19 protein-coding genes are annotated in these 15,190 nt (G+C 60.2%); 8 read left to right on the top strand and 11 right to left on the bottom strand.

What is annotated here, in order from left to right; translation table 11 throughout:
• Window positions 1-3: 3 nt before the first annotated feature.
• The gene (locus KGA81_RS04310) at window positions 4-522 is read right to left on the bottom strand and encodes a Bro-N domain-containing protein (RefSeq protein ID WP_223544715.1); all 519 of its coding nucleotides are present in this window, start codon (window positions 520-522) and stop codon (window positions 4-6) included.
• 434 nt (window positions 523-956) lie between these two features.
• Window positions 957-1,217 carry an accessory factor UbiK family protein gene (locus KGA81_RS04305; RefSeq protein ID WP_008015521.1) on the bottom strand — a complete coding sequence of 87 codons (261 nt, stop codon included), beginning with the start codon at window positions 1,215-1,217 and terminating at the stop codon, window positions 957-959.
• Window positions 1,218-1,625: 408 nt separating this feature from the next.
• Between KGA81_RS04305 and glnK the strand changes: the two genes are divergently transcribed.
• The 4 genes from glnK to sutA all read left to right on the top strand — a co-directional run bounded on the left by glnK (window position 1,626) and on the right by sutA (window position 4,402).
• Window positions 1,626-1,964 carry a P-II family nitrogen regulator gene (gene glnK / locus KGA81_RS04300; protein ID WP_002555808.1) on the top strand — a complete coding sequence of 113 codons (339 nt, stop codon included), beginning with the start codon at window positions 1,626-1,628 and terminating at the stop codon, window positions 1,962-1,964.
• 35 nt (window positions 1,965-1,999) lie between these two features.
• Window positions 2,000-3,337, top strand: coding sequence for an ammonium transporter (locus KGA81_RS04295; RefSeq protein WP_223544714.1), 1,338 nt, complete (start codon window positions 2,000-2,002; stop codon window positions 3,335-3,337).
• A 214-nt stretch (window positions 3,338-3,551) separates the two neighbouring features.
• Entirely contained in the window at window positions 3,552-3,977 is a 426-nt protein-coding gene (locus KGA81_RS04290; RefSeq protein ID WP_008015517.1) for a secondary thiamine-phosphate synthase enzyme YjbQ, read from the top strand.
• 101 nt (window positions 3,978-4,078) lie between these two features.
• Entirely contained in the window at window positions 4,079-4,402 is a 324-nt protein-coding gene (gene sutA, locus KGA81_RS04285) for a transcriptional regulator SutA (protein ID WP_223544713.1), read from the top strand.
• A gap of 185 nt (window positions 4,403-4,587) precedes the next feature.
• Here sutA and KGA81_RS04280 read toward each other — a convergent pair whose 3' ends face one another.
• Genes KGA81_RS04280 through lptM form a run of 6 tightly spaced genes read right to left on the bottom strand, consistent with a single transcriptional unit; the run spans window position 4,588 to window position 9,201 of the window.
• Window positions 4,588-5,295, bottom strand: a complete 708-nt coding sequence (locus tag KGA81_RS04280) for an HAD family hydrolase (RefSeq protein ID WP_223544712.1) — start codon at window positions 5,293-5,295, stop codon at window positions 4,588-4,590.
• Window positions 5,292-6,191, bottom strand: coding sequence for a tyrosine recombinase XerC (gene xerC, locus KGA81_RS04275; RefSeq protein WP_223544711.1), 900 nt, complete (start codon window positions 6,189-6,191; stop codon window positions 5,292-5,294). Before xerC ends, KGA81_RS04280 begins: the two co-directional genes overlap by 4 nt.
• A 2-nt stretch (window positions 6,192-6,193) precedes the next feature.
• Window positions 6,194-6,919 (bottom strand): DUF484 family protein, encoded by a 726-nt coding sequence (locus KGA81_RS04270; protein ID WP_223544710.1) that lies wholly within the window; start codon window positions 6,917-6,919, stop codon window positions 6,194-6,196.
• Between the two features lie 13 nt (window positions 6,920-6,932).
• Window positions 6,933-7,763 carry a diaminopimelate epimerase gene (dapF, locus tag KGA81_RS04265; protein ID WP_218431712.1) on the bottom strand — a complete coding sequence of 277 codons (831 nt, stop codon included), beginning with the start codon at window positions 7,761-7,763 and terminating at the stop codon, window positions 6,933-6,935.
• Window positions 7,764-7,767: 4 nt separating this feature from the next.
• Window positions 7,768-9,015: a diaminopimelate decarboxylase gene (gene lysA / locus KGA81_RS04260; RefSeq protein ID WP_223544709.1), complete on the bottom strand. Its 1,248-nt coding sequence runs from the start codon at window positions 9,013-9,015 to the stop codon at window positions 7,768-7,770.
• A gap of 9 nt (window positions 9,016-9,024) precedes the next feature.
• The gene (lptM, locus tag KGA81_RS04255) at window positions 9,025-9,201 is read right to left on the bottom strand and encodes an LPS translocon maturation chaperone LptM (protein ID WP_223544708.1); all 177 of its coding nucleotides are present in this window, start codon (window positions 9,199-9,201) and stop codon (window positions 9,025-9,027) included.
• A 211-nt stretch (window positions 9,202-9,412) separates the two neighbouring features.
• On the opposite strand from lptM, the gene cyaY reads away from it, so the two are divergent.
• The 3 genes from cyaY (at window position 9,413) to rnk (ending at window position 10,522) form a co-directional block, all read left to right on the top strand.
• A complete protein-coding gene (gene cyaY / locus KGA81_RS04250) occupies window positions 9,413-9,745 on the top strand; it encodes an iron donor protein CyaY (RefSeq protein ID WP_223544707.1) in 333 nt (110 codons plus the stop codon).
• A gap of 4 nt (window positions 9,746-9,749) precedes the next feature.
• Window positions 9,750-10,001 carry a DUF1289 domain-containing protein gene (locus KGA81_RS04245; protein ID WP_223544706.1) on the top strand — a complete coding sequence of 84 codons (252 nt, stop codon included), beginning with the start codon at window positions 9,750-9,752 and terminating at the stop codon, window positions 9,999-10,001.
• Window positions 10,002-10,111: 110 nt separating this feature from the next.
• A complete protein-coding gene (rnk, locus tag KGA81_RS04240) occupies window positions 10,112-10,522 on the top strand; it encodes a nucleoside diphosphate kinase regulator (protein WP_007992229.1) in 411 nt (136 codons plus the stop codon).
• Window positions 10,523-10,529: 7 nt separating this feature from the next.
• On the opposite strand, the gene KGA81_RS04235 is transcribed toward rnk, so the two are convergent.
• From KGA81_RS04235 to KGA81_RS04225, 3 genes are all read right to left on the bottom strand, one after another.
• Window positions 10,530-13,373 carry a class I adenylate cyclase gene (locus KGA81_RS04235; protein ID WP_223544705.1) on the bottom strand — a complete coding sequence of 948 codons (2,844 nt, stop codon included), beginning with the start codon at window positions 13,371-13,373 and terminating at the stop codon, window positions 10,530-10,532.
• 189 nt (window positions 13,374-13,562) lie between these two features.
• Window positions 13,563-13,808: a TIGR02647 family protein gene (locus KGA81_RS04230; protein ID WP_223544704.1), complete on the bottom strand. Its 246-nt coding sequence runs from the start codon at window positions 13,806-13,808 to the stop codon at window positions 13,563-13,565.
• A gap of 238 nt (window positions 13,809-14,046) precedes the next feature.
• Complete coding sequence (locus KGA81_RS04225; protein WP_223544703.1) at window positions 14,047-14,331, bottom strand: hypothetical protein; 285 nt, start codon at window positions 14,329-14,331, stop codon at window positions 14,047-14,049.
• Between the two features lie 124 nt (window positions 14,332-14,455).
• Here KGA81_RS04225 and KGA81_RS04220 point away from each other — a divergent pair, with 124 nt between their 5' ends.
• On the top strand, window positions 14,456-15,115 hold the full coding sequence (locus KGA81_RS04220) for a glutathione S-transferase (RefSeq protein ID WP_223544702.1): 660 nt from the start codon (window positions 14,456-14,458) through the stop codon (window positions 15,113-15,115).
• Window positions 15,116-15,190 lie beyond the last annotated feature (75 nt).

Raw genomic sequence — 15,190 nt, 5'->3', positions numbered from 1 at the left:
TATTCAAAGCGACTGCAAGACGAGTGAAGCCCGTTTCCACCACGGTTTTACCGGGCGTCTTGCCTGCTCCCGCTCTGTCATCAGATGCGGCACATCCTGCAACCGAATCCACGGTTGGTTGTTCCAGTGCAGCAGGCTCAACGACATTTCCGGCCAGTTGAGCAGGCTCAGTTGCGGGCGTTCGGTTGTGGTGGGGTGTTGGGCGTCTCGCAGGACGGGAACGACTTCGTGGGTGAGCCATTCACGCAACGCTCGGTACTCGGGGCAGTAGTGATAGACGAGCATGGCGTAGACGCCGGATTCGCTGATCAGCAGGGTGTTTTCGATGTGTCCGTGGATTAGGGTTCTGGCTGTTTGGTATTGGTCGGGATCGAGTTTTCGGAGTTGGCGGTCGTTGAGGTAGATGCGTAGCAGTCGGCCCAGGTCGCGGGCGCTGAACCAGGGTTGGTTTTGTATCAGGAGGGCGTGGAGGTGGAGCTTGTGGCGGGTGAAGACGTGGGGGATTAGATAGCTTTCTTCCATTTTGCAACTCCGGATGCGTATGAAGGAAGCTGCCTCTGTTCGTCGCCAAACGAAAGGGTGGCAGCTGCGCGCGGGTTGGCGAACCGGTGCATCCGGACAAACCGGCAGACCTGAAGGTCTCCCACGCACAGCCGCCATAATTCGAGATGGGATAATTCCCTGATTCGAATGTGGTCGCAGTGCGTCGGATGCTATCCAGGTCGCCAAACCCGGTGCTGAATATTCAGCTGGGGATGAGCTTAGAGACCGGATACCTGGCGACGCAATCGGACGGCGGTGTGATGTTTTGTAGGACGTTGCCGGGATTGTTGCGGGGCTTGCGATCAAAAGATCGTCCGAACGCGGCCCGAACCTTCGGCGGCTCCTACAGGTGAAGCGTAAGGTCATGCCGACCTTCAATCGCGGGCAAGCCCGCTCTCACAGGGATCGTGGTGTTACTCGGCTGGTGGATTGAGCTTCGCTTCAAGCTCGGCGACTTTCGCTTCAAGGCTCTCCAGCCGCGCCCGCGTGCGCGCCAGTACAACCATCTGGCTATCGAATTCTTCCCGGCTCACCAGATCCAGTTTGCTGAAGCCGCTCTGCAGCAACATTTTGAACTGGCTTTCGATTTCAGCTTTCGGCAGAGGCGTGTCGCCGCTGAAGAGGCGGGAGGCGGTGCCGGTGAGGGCGTCGAGGAAATCTTTTGGCGCGAGCATGGGCAATGTCCTGGAAACAATGCCGGGCAGTGTATCACGCAGTGTCTATAGTCATTTGCGCGGGCCAGGGATGCACGCTTTTCGCGCACGGGGACGGACGGTATCGCACCGTTGTTGTGCGTATCGCGTCGGGTGTTGTTGCGAAATAGCAGTCATCTGCGGGTAAAGGCTTGAAAACAGTAGTTTTTGTGGAGATGGCAAGCTTTCTGCTTAGACCCTGATGACCCATGCACTGATGCAGTCCCTGTGACGAACGCAGTGCGCCAAGCGAAGCGGGGGAGTGTTTCGTGAGGGGCGTCGGACAGGCAGGTCAGGGCCGACGATGCGTTACAAAGCCAGGCACTGCGCTTAGACTTGAGTCGGGTTTGTTTTCCTGGGGCAAGTCCACCAATTCGGGAGAGAGTTTTCATGAAGCTAGTCACTGCCATCATCAAGCCGTTCAAGCTGGACGACGTACGCGAGTCGTTGTCCGAGATCGGCGTGCAGGGCATTACCGTCACTGAGGTCAAAGGCTTTGGTCGGCAGAAGGGTCACACCGAGCTGTATCGCGGCGCGGAGTACGTGGTCGATTTCCTGCCCAAGGTGAAGATCGATGTGGCCATCGACGACAAGGATCTGGACCGGGTAATCGAGGCCATCACCAAGGCTGCCAACACCGGCAAGATCGGTGACGGCAAGATCTTCGTGGTCAATCTGGAACAGGCGATTCGCATCCGTACCGGCGAAACCGATACCGACGCTATCTAAGCCGCCACAAACCCAACGCCCCAGGAGAAAACAATATGACTCTGCGTAAATTCGCAGGGCTAGGAGCCCTGTTGTCCATCGTAATGCCCAGCCTTGCCTTGGCGGCAGACGAAGTGGCGGCCCCCGTCCTCAACTCCGGCGATACCGCCTGGATGATGACCTCTACAGCCTTGGTGCTGTTCATGACCATTCCCGGCCTCGCGCTGTTCTACGGTGGCATGGTTCGGTCGAAAAACATTCTTTCCGTGATGATGCAGTGCTTCGCCATTACCGGTCTGATCAGCGTGCTGTGGGTCATTTATGGCTATAGCATCGCGTTCGACACCACGGGCATGGAGCAGGGCGTCATCAACTTCAACTCGTTCGTCGGCGGCATGGGCAAGGCATTCCTCGCCGGCATCACGCCAGCCAGCCTGACCGGGCCTGCGGCGCTGTTCCCTGAGGCGGTGTTCGTCACCTTCCAGATGACTTTCGCGATCATCACCCCGGCGTTGATCGTCGGCGCTTTCGCCGAGCGGATGAAGTTCTCCGCGATGCTGGTTTTCATGGGCGTGTGGTTCACCCTGGTTTACGCGCCGATTGCGCACATGGTCTGGTCCGGTAACGGCGGCCTGTTGTGGGACTGGGGTGTTCTGGACTTCGCCGGCGGCACGGTGGTGCACATCAACGCCGGTGTGGCCGGTCTGATTGCCTGCCTGGTGCTGGGCAAGCGCAAAGGCTTCCCGACCACGCCGATGGCGCCGCACAACCTCGGTTACACCTTGATGGGCGCGGGCATGCTGTGGGTCGGCTGGTTCGGTTTCAACGCCGGTTCCGCCGCTGCGGCCAACGGCACCGCCGGTATGGCGATGCTGGTGACGCAAATCGCTACCGCCGCTGCGGCGCTGGGCTGGATGTTTGCAGAGTGGGTCACCCACGGCAAACCTAGTGCACTGGGTATCGCATCGGGCGTGGTTGCCGGCCTGGTGGCAATCACCCCGGCCGCTGGCACCGTTGGCCCGATGGGCGCGCTGGTAATCGGTCTGGCAGCGGGTGTGGTGTGCTTCTTCTGCGCGACCACCCTGAAACGCAAGCTTGGTTATGACGACTCCCTGGACGCCTTCGGCGTACACGGTATCGGCGGTATCCTCGGCGCAATCCTGACCGGTGTGTTCGCCGCGCCGTCCCTGGGTGGCTTCGGCACCGTCACCGACATCGCCGCACAAGTGTGGATTCAGTGCAAGGGCGTGGGCTTCACGGTGATCTACACCGCGATCGCCACATTCATCATCCTCAAGGTGCTGGATGCGGTCATGGGCCTGCGCATCAGCGAAGAAGAAGAAGCGGTCGGCATCGATCTGGCGCTTCACAACGAACGCGGCTACAACTTGTAAGCAAGCGCATAAAAAACCTGCCCGGCTTGCCGGGCATTTTTTTGTCTGGAATTTGTCATTGAAAGCTGAGCTGAAAGGTTTTTTCCTACAGGTTTTGCGATGTTTGCGCCGGGTGTTTTTGTGCGGTCGAAGGCTTACAGGATTGAAGGAATATTAGGGCCTTTGTTTTTTCCCAGAGCGCGCTAGAATGCGCCCCGAACGAGCGGAGAACTGTATGTGGCAACAGACTCTGATTACCTTGCGAGCGAGGCCCCGGGGCTTTCATCTGGTAACGGACGAGTTACTCGCCGGCCTTCCTGAACTCAAGGCGTGTCGGGTCGGTCTTTTGCATTTGTGGCTGCAGCATACCTCGGCGTCGTTGACCATCAACGAGAACGCTGATCCGGCGGTACGTCGCGACTTCGAACGATTTTTCAATCGTCTGATCCCACAAGGAACAGACGGCTATGAGCATAACGACGAAGGCCTGGACGACCTCCCGGCGCACTTCAAGGCCAGCGTGCTTGGCTGTCAGCTCAGTTTGCCGATTTCGGCGGGCCGGCTGGCGTTGGGGACCTGGCAAGGTGTTTACCTGGGCGAGCACCGTGATCATGGCGGTGCCCGTAAAGTCCTCGCCACCGTGCACGGTGAAGAGGCATAGCCGCTGGTCAGCAGCGGCTGTTGATTTTTTTCCGGCAGCCTTCGACAGAGGGCAAAGCTGGGCTATAACTAATCTGCTTTTCGCAAGTCATGAGGTAGAACATGAGCGACGATGATCTGGAAAACGACGACCTCGAAGTAGGCGACGAAGACGAAACCGAAGAAGGTCTGGAAGCAGTGGCGGAAGACGTCGCTGAAGACGACGGTGGTGATGCGCCGGTTCCGACCGCCAAAGGCAAGGCCAAGGCTGCGGTATCGGTCGATGAGCTGCCGAGTGTCGAAGCCAAGAACAAGGAACGCGACGCCCTGGCCAAGGCCATGGAAGAATTCCTGGCTCGTGGCGGCAAGGTGCAGGAAGTGGAGGCCAATGTGGTCGCCGATCCGCCCAAGAAGCCGGACAACAAGTACGGCAGCCGGCCTATCTGAGCCTGCTGTCCGCTTGCTGAAGAAGCCCGCCGTCGCTGCGGGCTTTTTCATGCCTGAAACAAAAAATTGAAACTTGTGGTGATCCCTGTGGGAGCGAGCTTGCTCGCGATGGCGGAGTGTTAGGCAACATTTATTTTGAATGTTAAGCCCTCATCGCGAGCAAGCTCGCTCCCACAGGTTCTGTGTCAGGCCGAGGCCTTGTTCCAACTCGCCAGCAACGCCGGCAAATCGGTCAGGCTGCGAATCTGCGCATCCGGCAACCGTTCGGCTTCCCAGACCTTGCCCGCCGGGTTGAACCAGATTGCCCGCATTCCCGCCTGCTGCGCACCGGCAATGTCATCGCCTGGATGATCGCCAATGTGCACCGCCGTTTCAGCGGTCACGCCACCGCGCTGCAATGCCTCATGAAACAGTCGCGCATCGGGTTTGGCGATGCCGATGTCTTCGGCACACAACGCAAATTTGAAGTAGTCCGCCAGCCCCAGCCGACGCACATCGGCGTTGCCGTTGGTGACCACGCCGAGGGTGTAATGGTTGGCGAGGACTTCCAGGGTCGGTTCGACCTCCGGAAACACATCGATCTGATGGCGAGCGTGCAGAAACACTTCAAAACCCTTGTCCGCCAGATCCGACGCTTCGTCATGCCGGTAACCGGACTCTTCCAGCGCATGGAACAGCACCCGCCGACGCAGGGCGCTGATGCGGTGCTTGAGGCTTGGCTCGTTGTTCAATACACGCTCGCGAATAGCCCACAGATGCTCCACCGGCACTGCCCCAAGGTAGGGCGCGTGCTCGGTCAGCCATTCACGCAAAACGGCTTCGGCGCTGGCGATCACGGGGGCGGTATCCCACAGGGTGTCGTCGAGGTCGAAGGTGATCAACTGAATACTCATGAATCGTCGCCTTTCATGCGTTTGGCCCGTGGGTGGGCGCTGTCGTAAACCGCTGCCAGATGCTGGAAGTCCAGGTGGGTGTAGATCTGCGTGGTCTTGATGTCCGAGTGTCCGAGCAGTTCTTGCACCGCGCGCAGGTCCTGGGAGGACTCCAGTAAATGGCTGGCGAAGGAGTGCCGCAGCATGTGCGGATGCAGGTTTTGCCCCAATTCGCGTTCGCCGGCAGCCTTGACCCGCACCTGGATCGCCCGCGGACCGAGACGGCGACCTTGTTGACTGACAAACACTGCATCGTCCGCCGGGTTGGCCATGGCCCGCAGTGGCAGCCACTGTTCCAGGGCTTCACGGGCCTTTTTTCCTACCGGCAGAAGACGGGTCTTGCTGCCTTTGCCGAGTACCTGGACCATACCGTCAGCCAGGTCGAGCTGGTCGAGATTGAGCCCCGTCAACTCCGACAACCGCAGCCCGGAGGAATAGAACAGCTCCAGAATCGCCTGGTCCCGACGTGCCAGAAAGTCATCTTCAACCCCGCCTTCAAGCAGTTGCAGGGCGCGGTCGGTGTCGAGGGTTTTCGGCAGGCGGCGTTCGCCTTTGGGCGGCGCAAGACCATTGGCCGGATCGTGGTCGCACAGACCTTCGCGGTTCAGGTAATGATAGAGCCCGCGAACGGCAGACAGCAATCGCGCCAGGCTGCGGGACGATTGGCCCTGGGCGTGCAAACGGGCAATCAGGCTGCGCAGGCGCTGGATGTCCAGCGCCGTCCAGCTGCCGATGTTCTGTTTGACGCACCAGCCCAGCACTTTATCGAGGTCGCGGCGGTAGGCCGACAGCGTGTGCGGCGACACTTGCCGCTCACTGCGCAGGTGTTCGCAGTAAGCGTCCAGTTGCCGTTCCATGTTCAGCGTACCGAGCGCAGGGAGTTGTTGACCCGTGGCAGCACGCGACCCATGACTTCAGCGATGTAGCTCAGGAACAGGGTGCCCACCGAGCTTTTGTAGTGTTGCGGATCACGGCTGGCAATGGCCAGGATGCCGTGGATGCCTTGGTGGCTGATGACAACGACTGCGGTGGAGCCGATCTGCTTGCGCTGTTCTTCGCCGAACAGAAAGTCCAGTTCATGCTCGCGCAGGCTGCCGCTGACGCATTTGTCTTCCGAGAGTAAACCACCGATGGCCACTTGTGCTTCGGCGTGGGTGACCCAGCGGCCCACCGGCATGGCGTTGTCGCCGAGCAGGATGAGGCTGACGAAGGGCACCTGGAATTCCTGGCGCAGGCTGTCTTCGACGCACATCACCACGTCTTCCAGGCTGGCGGCATCCATCAATGCCAGAATCAGGCGACGGGTCTTTTCGAAAAGCCGGTCGTTGTCCCGGGCCACGTCCATCAAATGCGACAGGCGATGACGCAGTTCAATGTTGCGGTCGCGCAGGATGGTCATCTGACGCTCCACCAGCGACACGGTATCGCCGCGCCGATGGGGAATACGCAGGGACGGGAGCAGTTCTTCATGCTCGACGAAAAAGTCCGGATGAGCCTCCAGGTACGCGGCAACAGCCGCCGCCTCCAGGCTTTCGGACGGTGATTCGTCAGCTTGTCGTGCGGGTACCTGAGGCTTGTCGGTCATGGATTTCGCTCACTCAAAGACGCACTTGTCCTTCATATACGCGTACTGCCGGGCCGGTCATCATCACCGGTTGGCCAGGGCCTGCCCACTCGATGGACAAGCGCCCGCCAGGCAGGTCGATCAATAGCGGTGAATCCATCCACCCCTGGCTGATCGCGGCCACTGCGGCGGCACAGGCGCCGGTTCCGCAAGCCTGGGTTTCCCCGGCTCCACGCTCCCAGACGCGCAACTGCGCGCGGCTGCGGTCGATGACCTGGAGAAAACCGACATTGACCCGTGCCGGGAAGCGCGGGTGATGTTCGATTTTCGGCCCCAGTTCATGCACCGGTGCATTGTTGATATCGCTGACCCGCAGTACGGCATGGGGGTTGCCCATGGACACGGCAGCCAGATCGACCGGGGTGCCGTCGACGTCGACCTGATAACTCTTGGCCTGCTCCGGCGCCTGGAACGGAATGTCCGCCGGCACCAGACGCGGGGCGCCCATGTTGACGCTGATCTGGCCGTCGTTTCGCACGTCCAGTTCGATGACGCCGCTTTTGGTCTCGACGCGGATCTGCCGTTTTGCGGTCAGGCGCTTGTCGAGTACGAAGCGGGCGAAGCAGCGCGCGCCGTTACCGCACTGTTCCACTTCGGAACCGTCGGAGTTGAAGATCCGATAGCGGAAGTCCACGTCCGGGTTACTTGGCGCCTCGACGATCAGCAACTGGTCGAAACCGATGCCGGTGTGCCGGTCGCCCCATTGCTTGGCATGCTTGGGGAGAATATGTGCGTGCTGGCTGACCAGGTCGAGAACCATGAAATCATTGCCCAGGCCGTGCATCTTGGTAAAACGCAGCAGCATGGTTTTACTCCGGCAGCAGGCTTTCGCCAGCAAACAACTCGGCTACCGTCTCGCGGCGACGCACTTCAAATGCCTGATCACCGTCCACCAACACTTCTGCGGTACGGCCGCGGGTGTTGTAGTTGGAACTCATGACAAACCCGTAGGCACCGGCTGAATGCACGGCGAGCAGGTCGCCTTCTTCCAGTGCAAGTTGACGATCCTTGGCCAGGAAGTCGCCGGTCTCGCAGATCGGGCCGACGATGTCGTAGGCGCGAGCAGCAGAGGCGCGCGGGCGCACGGCAGTGACGTCCATCCAGGCTTGATACAGCGCCGGGCGGATCAGGTCGTTCATGGCGGCGTCGACGATGGCGAAGTCTTTGTGCTCGGTGTGCTTGAGGTACTCGACCTGGGTCAGCAGCACGCCAGCGTTGGCGACGATGAAGCGGCCCGGCTCGAACACCAGCGCCAGGTCACGACCGTCGAGACGCTCGCGCACGGCCTTGATGTAGTCGGCAGCCAGTGGTGGCTCCTCGTCCTTGTATCGCACGCCCAGGCCACCACCGAGATCGATGTGGTGCAGATAGATGCCGCAATCGCCGAGGCGGTCGACCAGGCCCAGCAGGCGGTCGAGAGCGTCGATGAACGGCGGCAGGGTGGTCAGTTGCGAGCCGATGTGGCAATCGACGCCGACCACTTCCAGGTTAGGCAGTTGCGCGGCACGCACGTACACGTCTTCGGCGTCGGCGATGGCGATGCCGAACTTGTTCTCTTTGAGACCGGTGGAAATGTACGGGTGGGTGCCGGCATCGACGTCCGGGTTCACGCGCAGCGAAATCGGCGCGCGAACGCCCAGTTCGGCGGCGACCACTTGCAGGCGTTCCAGCTCGTCGGTGGATTCGACGTTGAAGCAGTGCACGCCGACTTCCAGGGCGCGACGCATGTCGTCACGGGTCTTGCCGACGCCGGAGAACACGATCTTGTCGGCGCTGCCGCCAGCGGCCAGTACACGCTCCAGTTCGCCACGGGAGACGATGTCGAAACCGGCACCCAAACGCGCCAGGACATTCAGTACGCCCAGGTTGGAGTTGGCCTTGACCGCGAAGCACACCAGGTGCGGCATGCCGGCCAGTGCATCGGCGTAAGCCAGGTATTGGGCTTCGATGTGCGCGCGGGAGTAAACGTAGGTCGGTGTACCAAAGCGCTCGGCGATGGCAGACAGGGCAACACCTTCCGCGAACAGTTCACCGTCACGGTAGTTAAAAGCGTCCATGAGGTTCCCTTATTGGTAGACGTCGTGCTTGTGTGCTTTCGAGGCAGGCTGTTGTTGCGACGAGATGGCCTGCTCGGCAGGGTCCTGATTTTCGTCAGGCAGGTACAGCGGGCCTTTTTGACCACAGGCCGACACAAGGCAGGCAACCGCGGCGATCGCAGCAAGGGAAGAGATCAGGCGCTTCATGGCGAAATCCTTGAAAATGCATTAATTGCGCCGGAGTATACCGGCCACCCGGCAGCTTGCCTATGCAGCGGACCGCCCGTCCGGCGGGGCTCGGCCGCATGCACATCGAGCCTACAGGCAGGGTAACTGGTCGTTATCCTTTGCAATCGACGGGGCTCGGTCGTATCTTGCGGCGCTTGAGCCTGATCAGACACTTTTTGAGGTTGCCGTAATGAGTTTGTCCGAAGCGCGTTTCCATGACCTGGTCGATGCCACCCAGCAAACTCTGGAGGACATCTTTGACGAGAGTGACCTGGATATCGACCTCGAAATCTCGGCCGGTGTGCTGACCGTCAAGTTCGAGAACGGCAGCCAGTTGATCTTCAGTCGCCAGGAGCCGCTGCGTCAGCTGTGGCTGGCAGCGGTTTCCGGCGGTTTCCACTTCGACTACGACGAAGAAAGCGAGCGCTGGATGTGCGACAAGAGTGAAGAGCAGTTGGGTGAAATGCTCGAGCGTATCGTCAAGCAACAGGCCGGTGTCGAGTTTGATTTCGAAGGCCTGTGAGATCGTGACCCAGCCTGCGCCTGTCCGTGCGCCCAAGCCGCTCTACAGCAACGTCAGCCCGGCGGTGCCATCGCCGTGCAGCGGAGTTTGCCGGCTGGATGAGCAGAAAGTCTGTCTGGGGTGCTTTCGTCATGTCGAAGACATCCGCGAATGGCGTTCGGCCGATGACGATCGTCGGCGCGTGATTTGCGCGCAGGCTTCGAATCGCAAGGCCGGCGCTCCTACGCCGCCGCGTGGCGGCTTGTATATTTTTTGAGCTGTGATAGTGTCCGGAAACGCCTCAACCCACCGAGGCTGATGAAAACCCCGCCTTTTTCTGGCGGGGTTTTGCTTTTTTCGTGCAGAAGAAAGGAGTCTGCCCAGATCATGACCGCACCTTCCATCACCCTTACCCGTCTGGATGTCCAGCGTCTGGAGCGTCTGATCGATAGCCTGGACGAGACGCTGCCGGGCGTTATTGCGCTGCAAACCGAACTGGATCGCGCCGATACCGTGGTCGGTCACGATGAAGTGCCGGCGGATGTCGTGACCATGAATTCTCGCGTGCATTGCCGTGAAGAAGGCAGTGGCAAGGACTACCACCTGACCCTGGTGTACCCCAAGGATGCGAATGCCGACGAAGGCAAGGTCTCGATCCTGGCGCCGGTGGGCAGTGCACTGCTCGGCTTGAAAGTTGGTCAGCATATCGATTGGCCGGCGCCGGGCGGCAAGACCCTGAAGCTGACGCTGCTGGAAGTCGAATCGCAGCCGGCCAATGGCGGCGCGTTCCCCGAGTGACACCCCCTCAGACCTGATCGAACGCCTCGTTCAATGCGTGCTCCAGATCAGCCTTGTAGCGCAGGTACAGATGAGTGGAACTCTGCCCTTCGCCGAGCAGGCCTGACAGGTCGAGGTCAGTGATGTAGCAGCGGTAGCGTTCGCTCTCCCGTCGCTGCCCGACGATTTCCCGGGCGACCACGCTGAACAGCTGGTCGCCATGTTCCAGCTCGGAAAACTCCCGTTGATTGCAATACAGCGTGACCTGCACCTGGCCCGGTGCGGCTTTGCCGACGATCGCCTGCACGTCGTAGAACGGCTTGTCCACCGGTGTCTGCGGTACCGGCCGGGCCTCGATGCGGCGCGCCCGGCCAGGGCCTGACGGCAGCAACTGGCAATACAGGGTGTCGAGTTTCAAGGGATGGACAGTATCCATTGGCAACAGGGCATCGCGACGGTACTGGATCGATTGCAGGAAACGCTGCAGCGGTACCAGCAGGCTTTGCTCGTCGTGCCAGGGCAGGCGTTGCTGCCACAGGGCATTGAACTCATCGAGCACGTACAGATCGGCCTGATTTTCATTGACCCGATAGAACACTTGTATGCAGTCCGGCTGGCCCGTCGGCAGGAACAGCGCGAGGTCGTGGTCTTCCAGTGCCTTCGGATCCAGGTGCAGCGGGCTGTAGCTGGCCATTTCCTCGCCCAGGTAATCGATCAATGCCGGTAGCGTGGACAGTGCGACGTGCCGGACCTGGCCCGACACCAGCTCCAGCACGTGGTAGTGCTGCTGGACCTGGATCAGGTAGCGATGATTGAGCCGGCTCAGCAGCAGGTTCTGCGCGGTATCGAGGATTTCCTCGACCCGTTGGGCAATGAACTGCGCGCGGTTATGGCAGAAGCAACGCACCCTCAGCTTCGGCTGATGTGGCCCGGCCGGCAGGTTATTGAGGTAGTCGCGGATGCAGTCGAGCAGGGCGTGAGGGCCGTCATAGCGACCGACCAGCACTTCATTCCAGCTGTTGAGCGTGACCTGGTCCAGGGTCAGCACCAGGTTTTCCCGGACACCGGCGTAGCTCAGGGAGTCGGTGCGCTCGGTAGTCATCAGGATGTTCAGGTCGCGATGGTGCTTGAGCGGGTCAATGCCGACATTCACCAGAATCAGCACTTCACTCGGCACGCTGGCGCGCAGCAGCGGTTCTTCGGCGACGGTGGGCAAGGGCAGGGCGATGGTCTGTTGCAGGCTGCCAAGCAGGTTGAACAGTTCGAATTCGCTCAAGTCGCTGGTGCCGGGGTGCAGGGCCAGGCGGGTACTGCTGTCGATCACTGCGTTGCGGTGGCACCAGGTCAGCAGTTCCAGCAAGTGGCGGCTGCGTTTGATCGGTGCGAAATGTTCCCACTCCAGTGCCGTCAGGCTGCCATTGTACAAGCCCCATTGGCTCTGCCCCGGTTCTTTCCTGTTCGGGGCATGCACCAGCGTCAGGATGTCTTCAGCCAGGTCCGGGGCGATACCGGGGTTGATGAACTCGACTTTGCCGGCCTTGCGCTCGAATGCGGCGTACAGGCGACGGCCGAGGACACTCAGGTCGCGCTTGTTGATGCGGCTGACGGTTTGTTCGTGACGGGCAAACTGGGTGAGGAAGCGGTAGCTGTAGTTCAGTTCGTTGACCAGCGCCCGCCGCTCGGAGCTGACCTGGCGGACTTTCCACTGACTGCGGCTGTCGAGCAGGGCCAGTTGGCGCTGGTCCCACTGCCATTCGCGGGCCAGGCGCTCGAGCAACGAGCGTTGCCAGCTCTGGGTGCGGCGGCTGCCGGTCAGTTTGCGATTGACCTTCAGGTACAGCGCACGACGCACCAGCTCCAACCGTTCCGGTTCGTTGCGGGCGACCAGGTATTCCTCAATGCGCCGGTACACCACGACATACGGGTCCAGCTCGTCGAGGTCGAGCCGGTTGGCGAATACCGCTTGTTTGAAGCGCAGGCTCAGGCAATGAACCCTGGGGTGCTCACTGGCATAAACCTCGGTCAGTAACAGCTTGAGCACTGATTTGTAGGGTGACTCGATGCCCTTGTACAACTGCCAGAGTCCGGCACCGATAAATTCGCCGGGCGGGATGTAGGCCAGATTGCCGAGGTCGAGGGTTTCATCGGCACGGATGAAACGTTTGGAAGTCAGGCCATGGGTGTAGCGGTCGTAGCTCGACTCTTCATAGACCGGCACCAACCACCAGATCGGTGTGCGTCCGGCCAGCCAGATCGCGGTGCGGTAAAACTCGTCCAGCAACAGGTAGTGCTGGGTGGTTCCACAATCTTCCGAACTCAGCTGAGTATCGCGCTCGCCACGGACAAAACGGCTCGGGTCGATCAGGAAAAAATGCGCTTCCGCACCTTGGCCGGCGGCCCAGGCTTCAAGCAACTGGCATTTCTTGCGCAGCTCGGCGAGTTCGTTTTCGGTCAGGTCTGGCCCATGGCAGACCCACACATCCATGTCGCTCTGGTCGGCCTGTGCCAGGGTGCCGAGGCTGCCCATCAGGAACAGTCCGTGAATCGGTCTCGGCGGGTTGCTGCCGTGGCGCGGCTTGTAGGAAAACGAGCGGGTCAGGCGCTGGGCTTCAGTGAGGACATTGGCATCCGGTTCGAAGTTCGACAGCCCGGCCGGCGTACTGCCGGAAACGTAGCCGGGCAACAGCGGATGGTTGACGTGGAAAAACAGCGGCAGCAAGGTCAGGACCCCTTGCTGGCGGGTCGACAACCCTTCCATGGCGCGGGCCATGCGTCCTTCGTTGAGTTTCAGAAAGCGTGCGCGCAGCTGGCTGAGAACCTTGCGGTCAATTCCCTCTTCCAGATCGGGGCGGATTTCATGGGTGCGCGTCATGTCAGCTCAAACCGGCTCGCAGGGCTCGGACGTGGGGCTCTTCGGATGAGGGGCAGTTTAGCGCCTTGAGGCGAGGACCTTTAAGCTGATTTTTTCTGGCGTCAGATGTCTATCGATTGGAGACAGAAATCAGGGGGTGTGCCCGCGGAAATCCCTGGGTCGGGGTCTCCGTGGGCGATGCGGCAGAATTCAGGCTGTTGCTTCGGCGTTAAGAATGGTCAGCGCGGATTGCACATTTTGCGCGGCGTCACGACCCAGGCTGGTCAGGTAACCGCCATCAGGCTGGTCGGTCAGTTCTTTTTCAAAGAGGCGTTTGGCGGCGGCAATGTGTTTCGGGGCAGCGGTCTGATGAATTTTCAGGCCTTCCTGGGAACTGTCCAGGTTGAAGAGTGCGAGGACTTCCAGTTCGGCAACCAACTCAGGGGTAAGCGACATAAGGACTCCAGACTTTCTAGGAATTGGACGACAGCGCCCCTAAGGTGAACCCGCTTGTCCGGCATGTCCAGTGCCCGTAGCAGGGTTTTTTTCGCCTCGGGGAACAATCCCTGGTGGCAGGTGCGGGCAGCGAGGGTGGTATCCGGTGTAGACCGCAAAAAAAGATCGCAGCCTTCGGCAGCTCCTACATGGGAATGCGTACCCGGTAGGAGCTGCCGAAGGCTGCGATCTTTTGATCTTACTGCTTTTCGGGCGGCAACTCGGGCAATGCGCGCAGGGCAGCTTCATACCATTGGGTGTTGAACGGGCGGTCTTCTTCGAGGATCGCGTCGATTTCTACCGCCAAAACGTGCGCCATCAAGTTGAGGATTTCTTCCCGCTCGTAACCCACCAGCGTCAGCTTGTTGAACGTCGCCTTGGCCGCTGGCGGGTTGTCGCTTTCGATCTGGTTTTCGATGGCCTGGATCAGGGTGCTTTCGGCGAACTCTTCTTCGTCGTTGTCGATATCGGTTGGCTCGCTCATGGCAGGCTCCTCAAGGAAAGGCGGCCAGTTTACCCGCATTCATCGGCGTGATGCTGCTGGCAGGAACGCCTTGAGCGTTCTATAAACAGACACCGCCCACCCCGCACGGCCTGGAGGCTATGTGATGTTTAAACTTTATGGATTTTGTGTCAGCAACTACTACAACATGGTCAAACTGGCGTTGCTGGAAAAAGGCCTGCCATTCGAGGAGGTCATGTTCGTCCCGACCCAGACCCCAGAGTCATTGGCGATCAGCCCGCGGGGCAAGGTTCCGGTGCTGGGTGTCGAGCAGGGCTACATCAACGAAACCAGTGTGATTCTCGAGTACATCGAACAAGCCCAAAAGGGCAAGCCGCTGCTACCGAATGAGCCGTTCGAGCGCGCACAGGTGCTGGCGTTGGCCAAGGAAATCGAGCTGTACATCGAACTGCCGGCGCGTGCCTGCTTTCCGGAAGCATTTTTTGGCATGACGGTGCCGGAGGCGATTAAGGAAAAGAGCAAGGCTGAGTTGCTACTGGGGTTTGCCTCCCTGGCCAGGCACGGAAAATTCGCCCCTTATGTGGCTGGAGAAAGCTTGAGCATTGCCGATCTGTACTTCCTGTACAGCGTGTCACTGGCCAGTGCGGTCGGGCAGAAGGTGTTCGGGATTGATCTGCTGGCAGATATGCCGGCGGCCAAGGCGCTGCTGGAGCGTCTGGGACAGAACCCCAACGTTCAGCGAATTGCGGCGGACAGAGAGGCAGCGATGCCGGCGTTCATGGCGATGGTCGCCAGCAAGAAGTAGGTTTTGTAGCGTTCTTGCGAATGTCATCGCGGGCAAGTCAGTGCGTCGATCCGACTTGCCCGCGATGCTTTTAGC

It is taken from the genome of Pseudomonas sp. A-B-19 (assembly GCF_019947515.1).
GTDB lineage: Bacteria > Pseudomonadota > Gammaproteobacteria > Pseudomonadales > Pseudomonadaceae > Aquipseudomonas.
This window is presented reverse-complemented; position numbering and strand designations above follow the sequence as displayed.

Coding starts and splice junctions, on each gene's coding strand:
- KGA81_RS04310 (WP_223544715.1), bottom strand. CDS start 522: ATGGAAGAAAGCTATCTAATCCCCCACGTCTTCACCCGCCACAAGCTC.
- KGA81_RS04305 (WP_008015521.1), bottom strand. CDS start 1,217: ATGCTCGCGCCAAAAGATTTCCTCGACGCCCTCACCGGCACCGCCTCC.
- glnK (WP_002555808.1), top strand. CDS start 1,626: ATGAAGCTAGTCACTGCCATCATCAAGCCGTTCAAGCTGGACGACGTA.
- KGA81_RS04295 (WP_223544714.1), top strand. CDS start 2,000: ATGACTCTGCGTAAATTCGCAGGGCTAGGAGCCCTGTTGTCCATCGTA.
- KGA81_RS04290 (WP_008015517.1), top strand. CDS start 3,552: ATGTGGCAACAGACTCTGATTACCTTGCGAGCGAGGCCCCGGGGCTTT.
- sutA (WP_223544713.1), top strand. CDS start 4,079: ATGAGCGACGATGATCTGGAAAACGACGACCTCGAAGTAGGCGACGAA.
- KGA81_RS04280 (WP_223544712.1), bottom strand. CDS start 5,295: ATGAGTATTCAGTTGATCACCTTCGACCTCGACGACACCCTGTGGGAT.
- xerC (WP_223544711.1), bottom strand. CDS start 6,191: ATGGAACGGCAACTGGACGCTTACTGCGAACACCTGCGCAGTGAGCGG.
- KGA81_RS04270 (WP_223544710.1), bottom strand. CDS start 6,919: ATGACCGACAAGCCTCAGGTACCCGCACGACAAGCTGACGAATCACCG.
- dapF (WP_218431712.1), bottom strand. CDS start 7,763: ATGCTGCTGCGTTTTACCAAGATGCACGGCCTGGGCAATGATTTCATG.
- lysA (WP_223544709.1), bottom strand. CDS start 9,015: ATGGACGCTTTTAACTACCGTGACGGTGAACTGTTCGCGGAAGGTGTT.
- lptM (WP_223544708.1), bottom strand. CDS start 9,201: ATGAAGCGCCTGATCTCTTCCCTTGCTGCGATCGCCGCGGTTGCCTGC.
- cyaY (WP_223544707.1), top strand. CDS start 9,413: ATGAGTTTGTCCGAAGCGCGTTTCCATGACCTGGTCGATGCCACCCAG.
- rnk (WP_007992229.1), top strand. CDS start 10,112: ATGACCGCACCTTCCATCACCCTTACCCGTCTGGATGTCCAGCGTCTG.
- KGA81_RS04235 (WP_223544705.1), bottom strand. CDS start 13,373: ATGACGCGCACCCATGAAATCCGCCCCGATCTGGAAGAGGGAATTGAC.
- KGA81_RS04230 (WP_223544704.1), bottom strand. CDS start 13,808: ATGTCGCTTACCCCTGAGTTGGTTGCCGAACTGGAAGTCCTCGCACTC.
- KGA81_RS04225 (WP_223544703.1), bottom strand. CDS start 14,331: ATGAGCGAGCCAACCGATATCGACAACGACGAAGAAGAGTTCGCCGAA.
- KGA81_RS04220 (WP_223544702.1), top strand. CDS start 14,456: ATGTTTAAACTTTATGGATTTTGTGTCAGCAACTACTACAACATGGTC.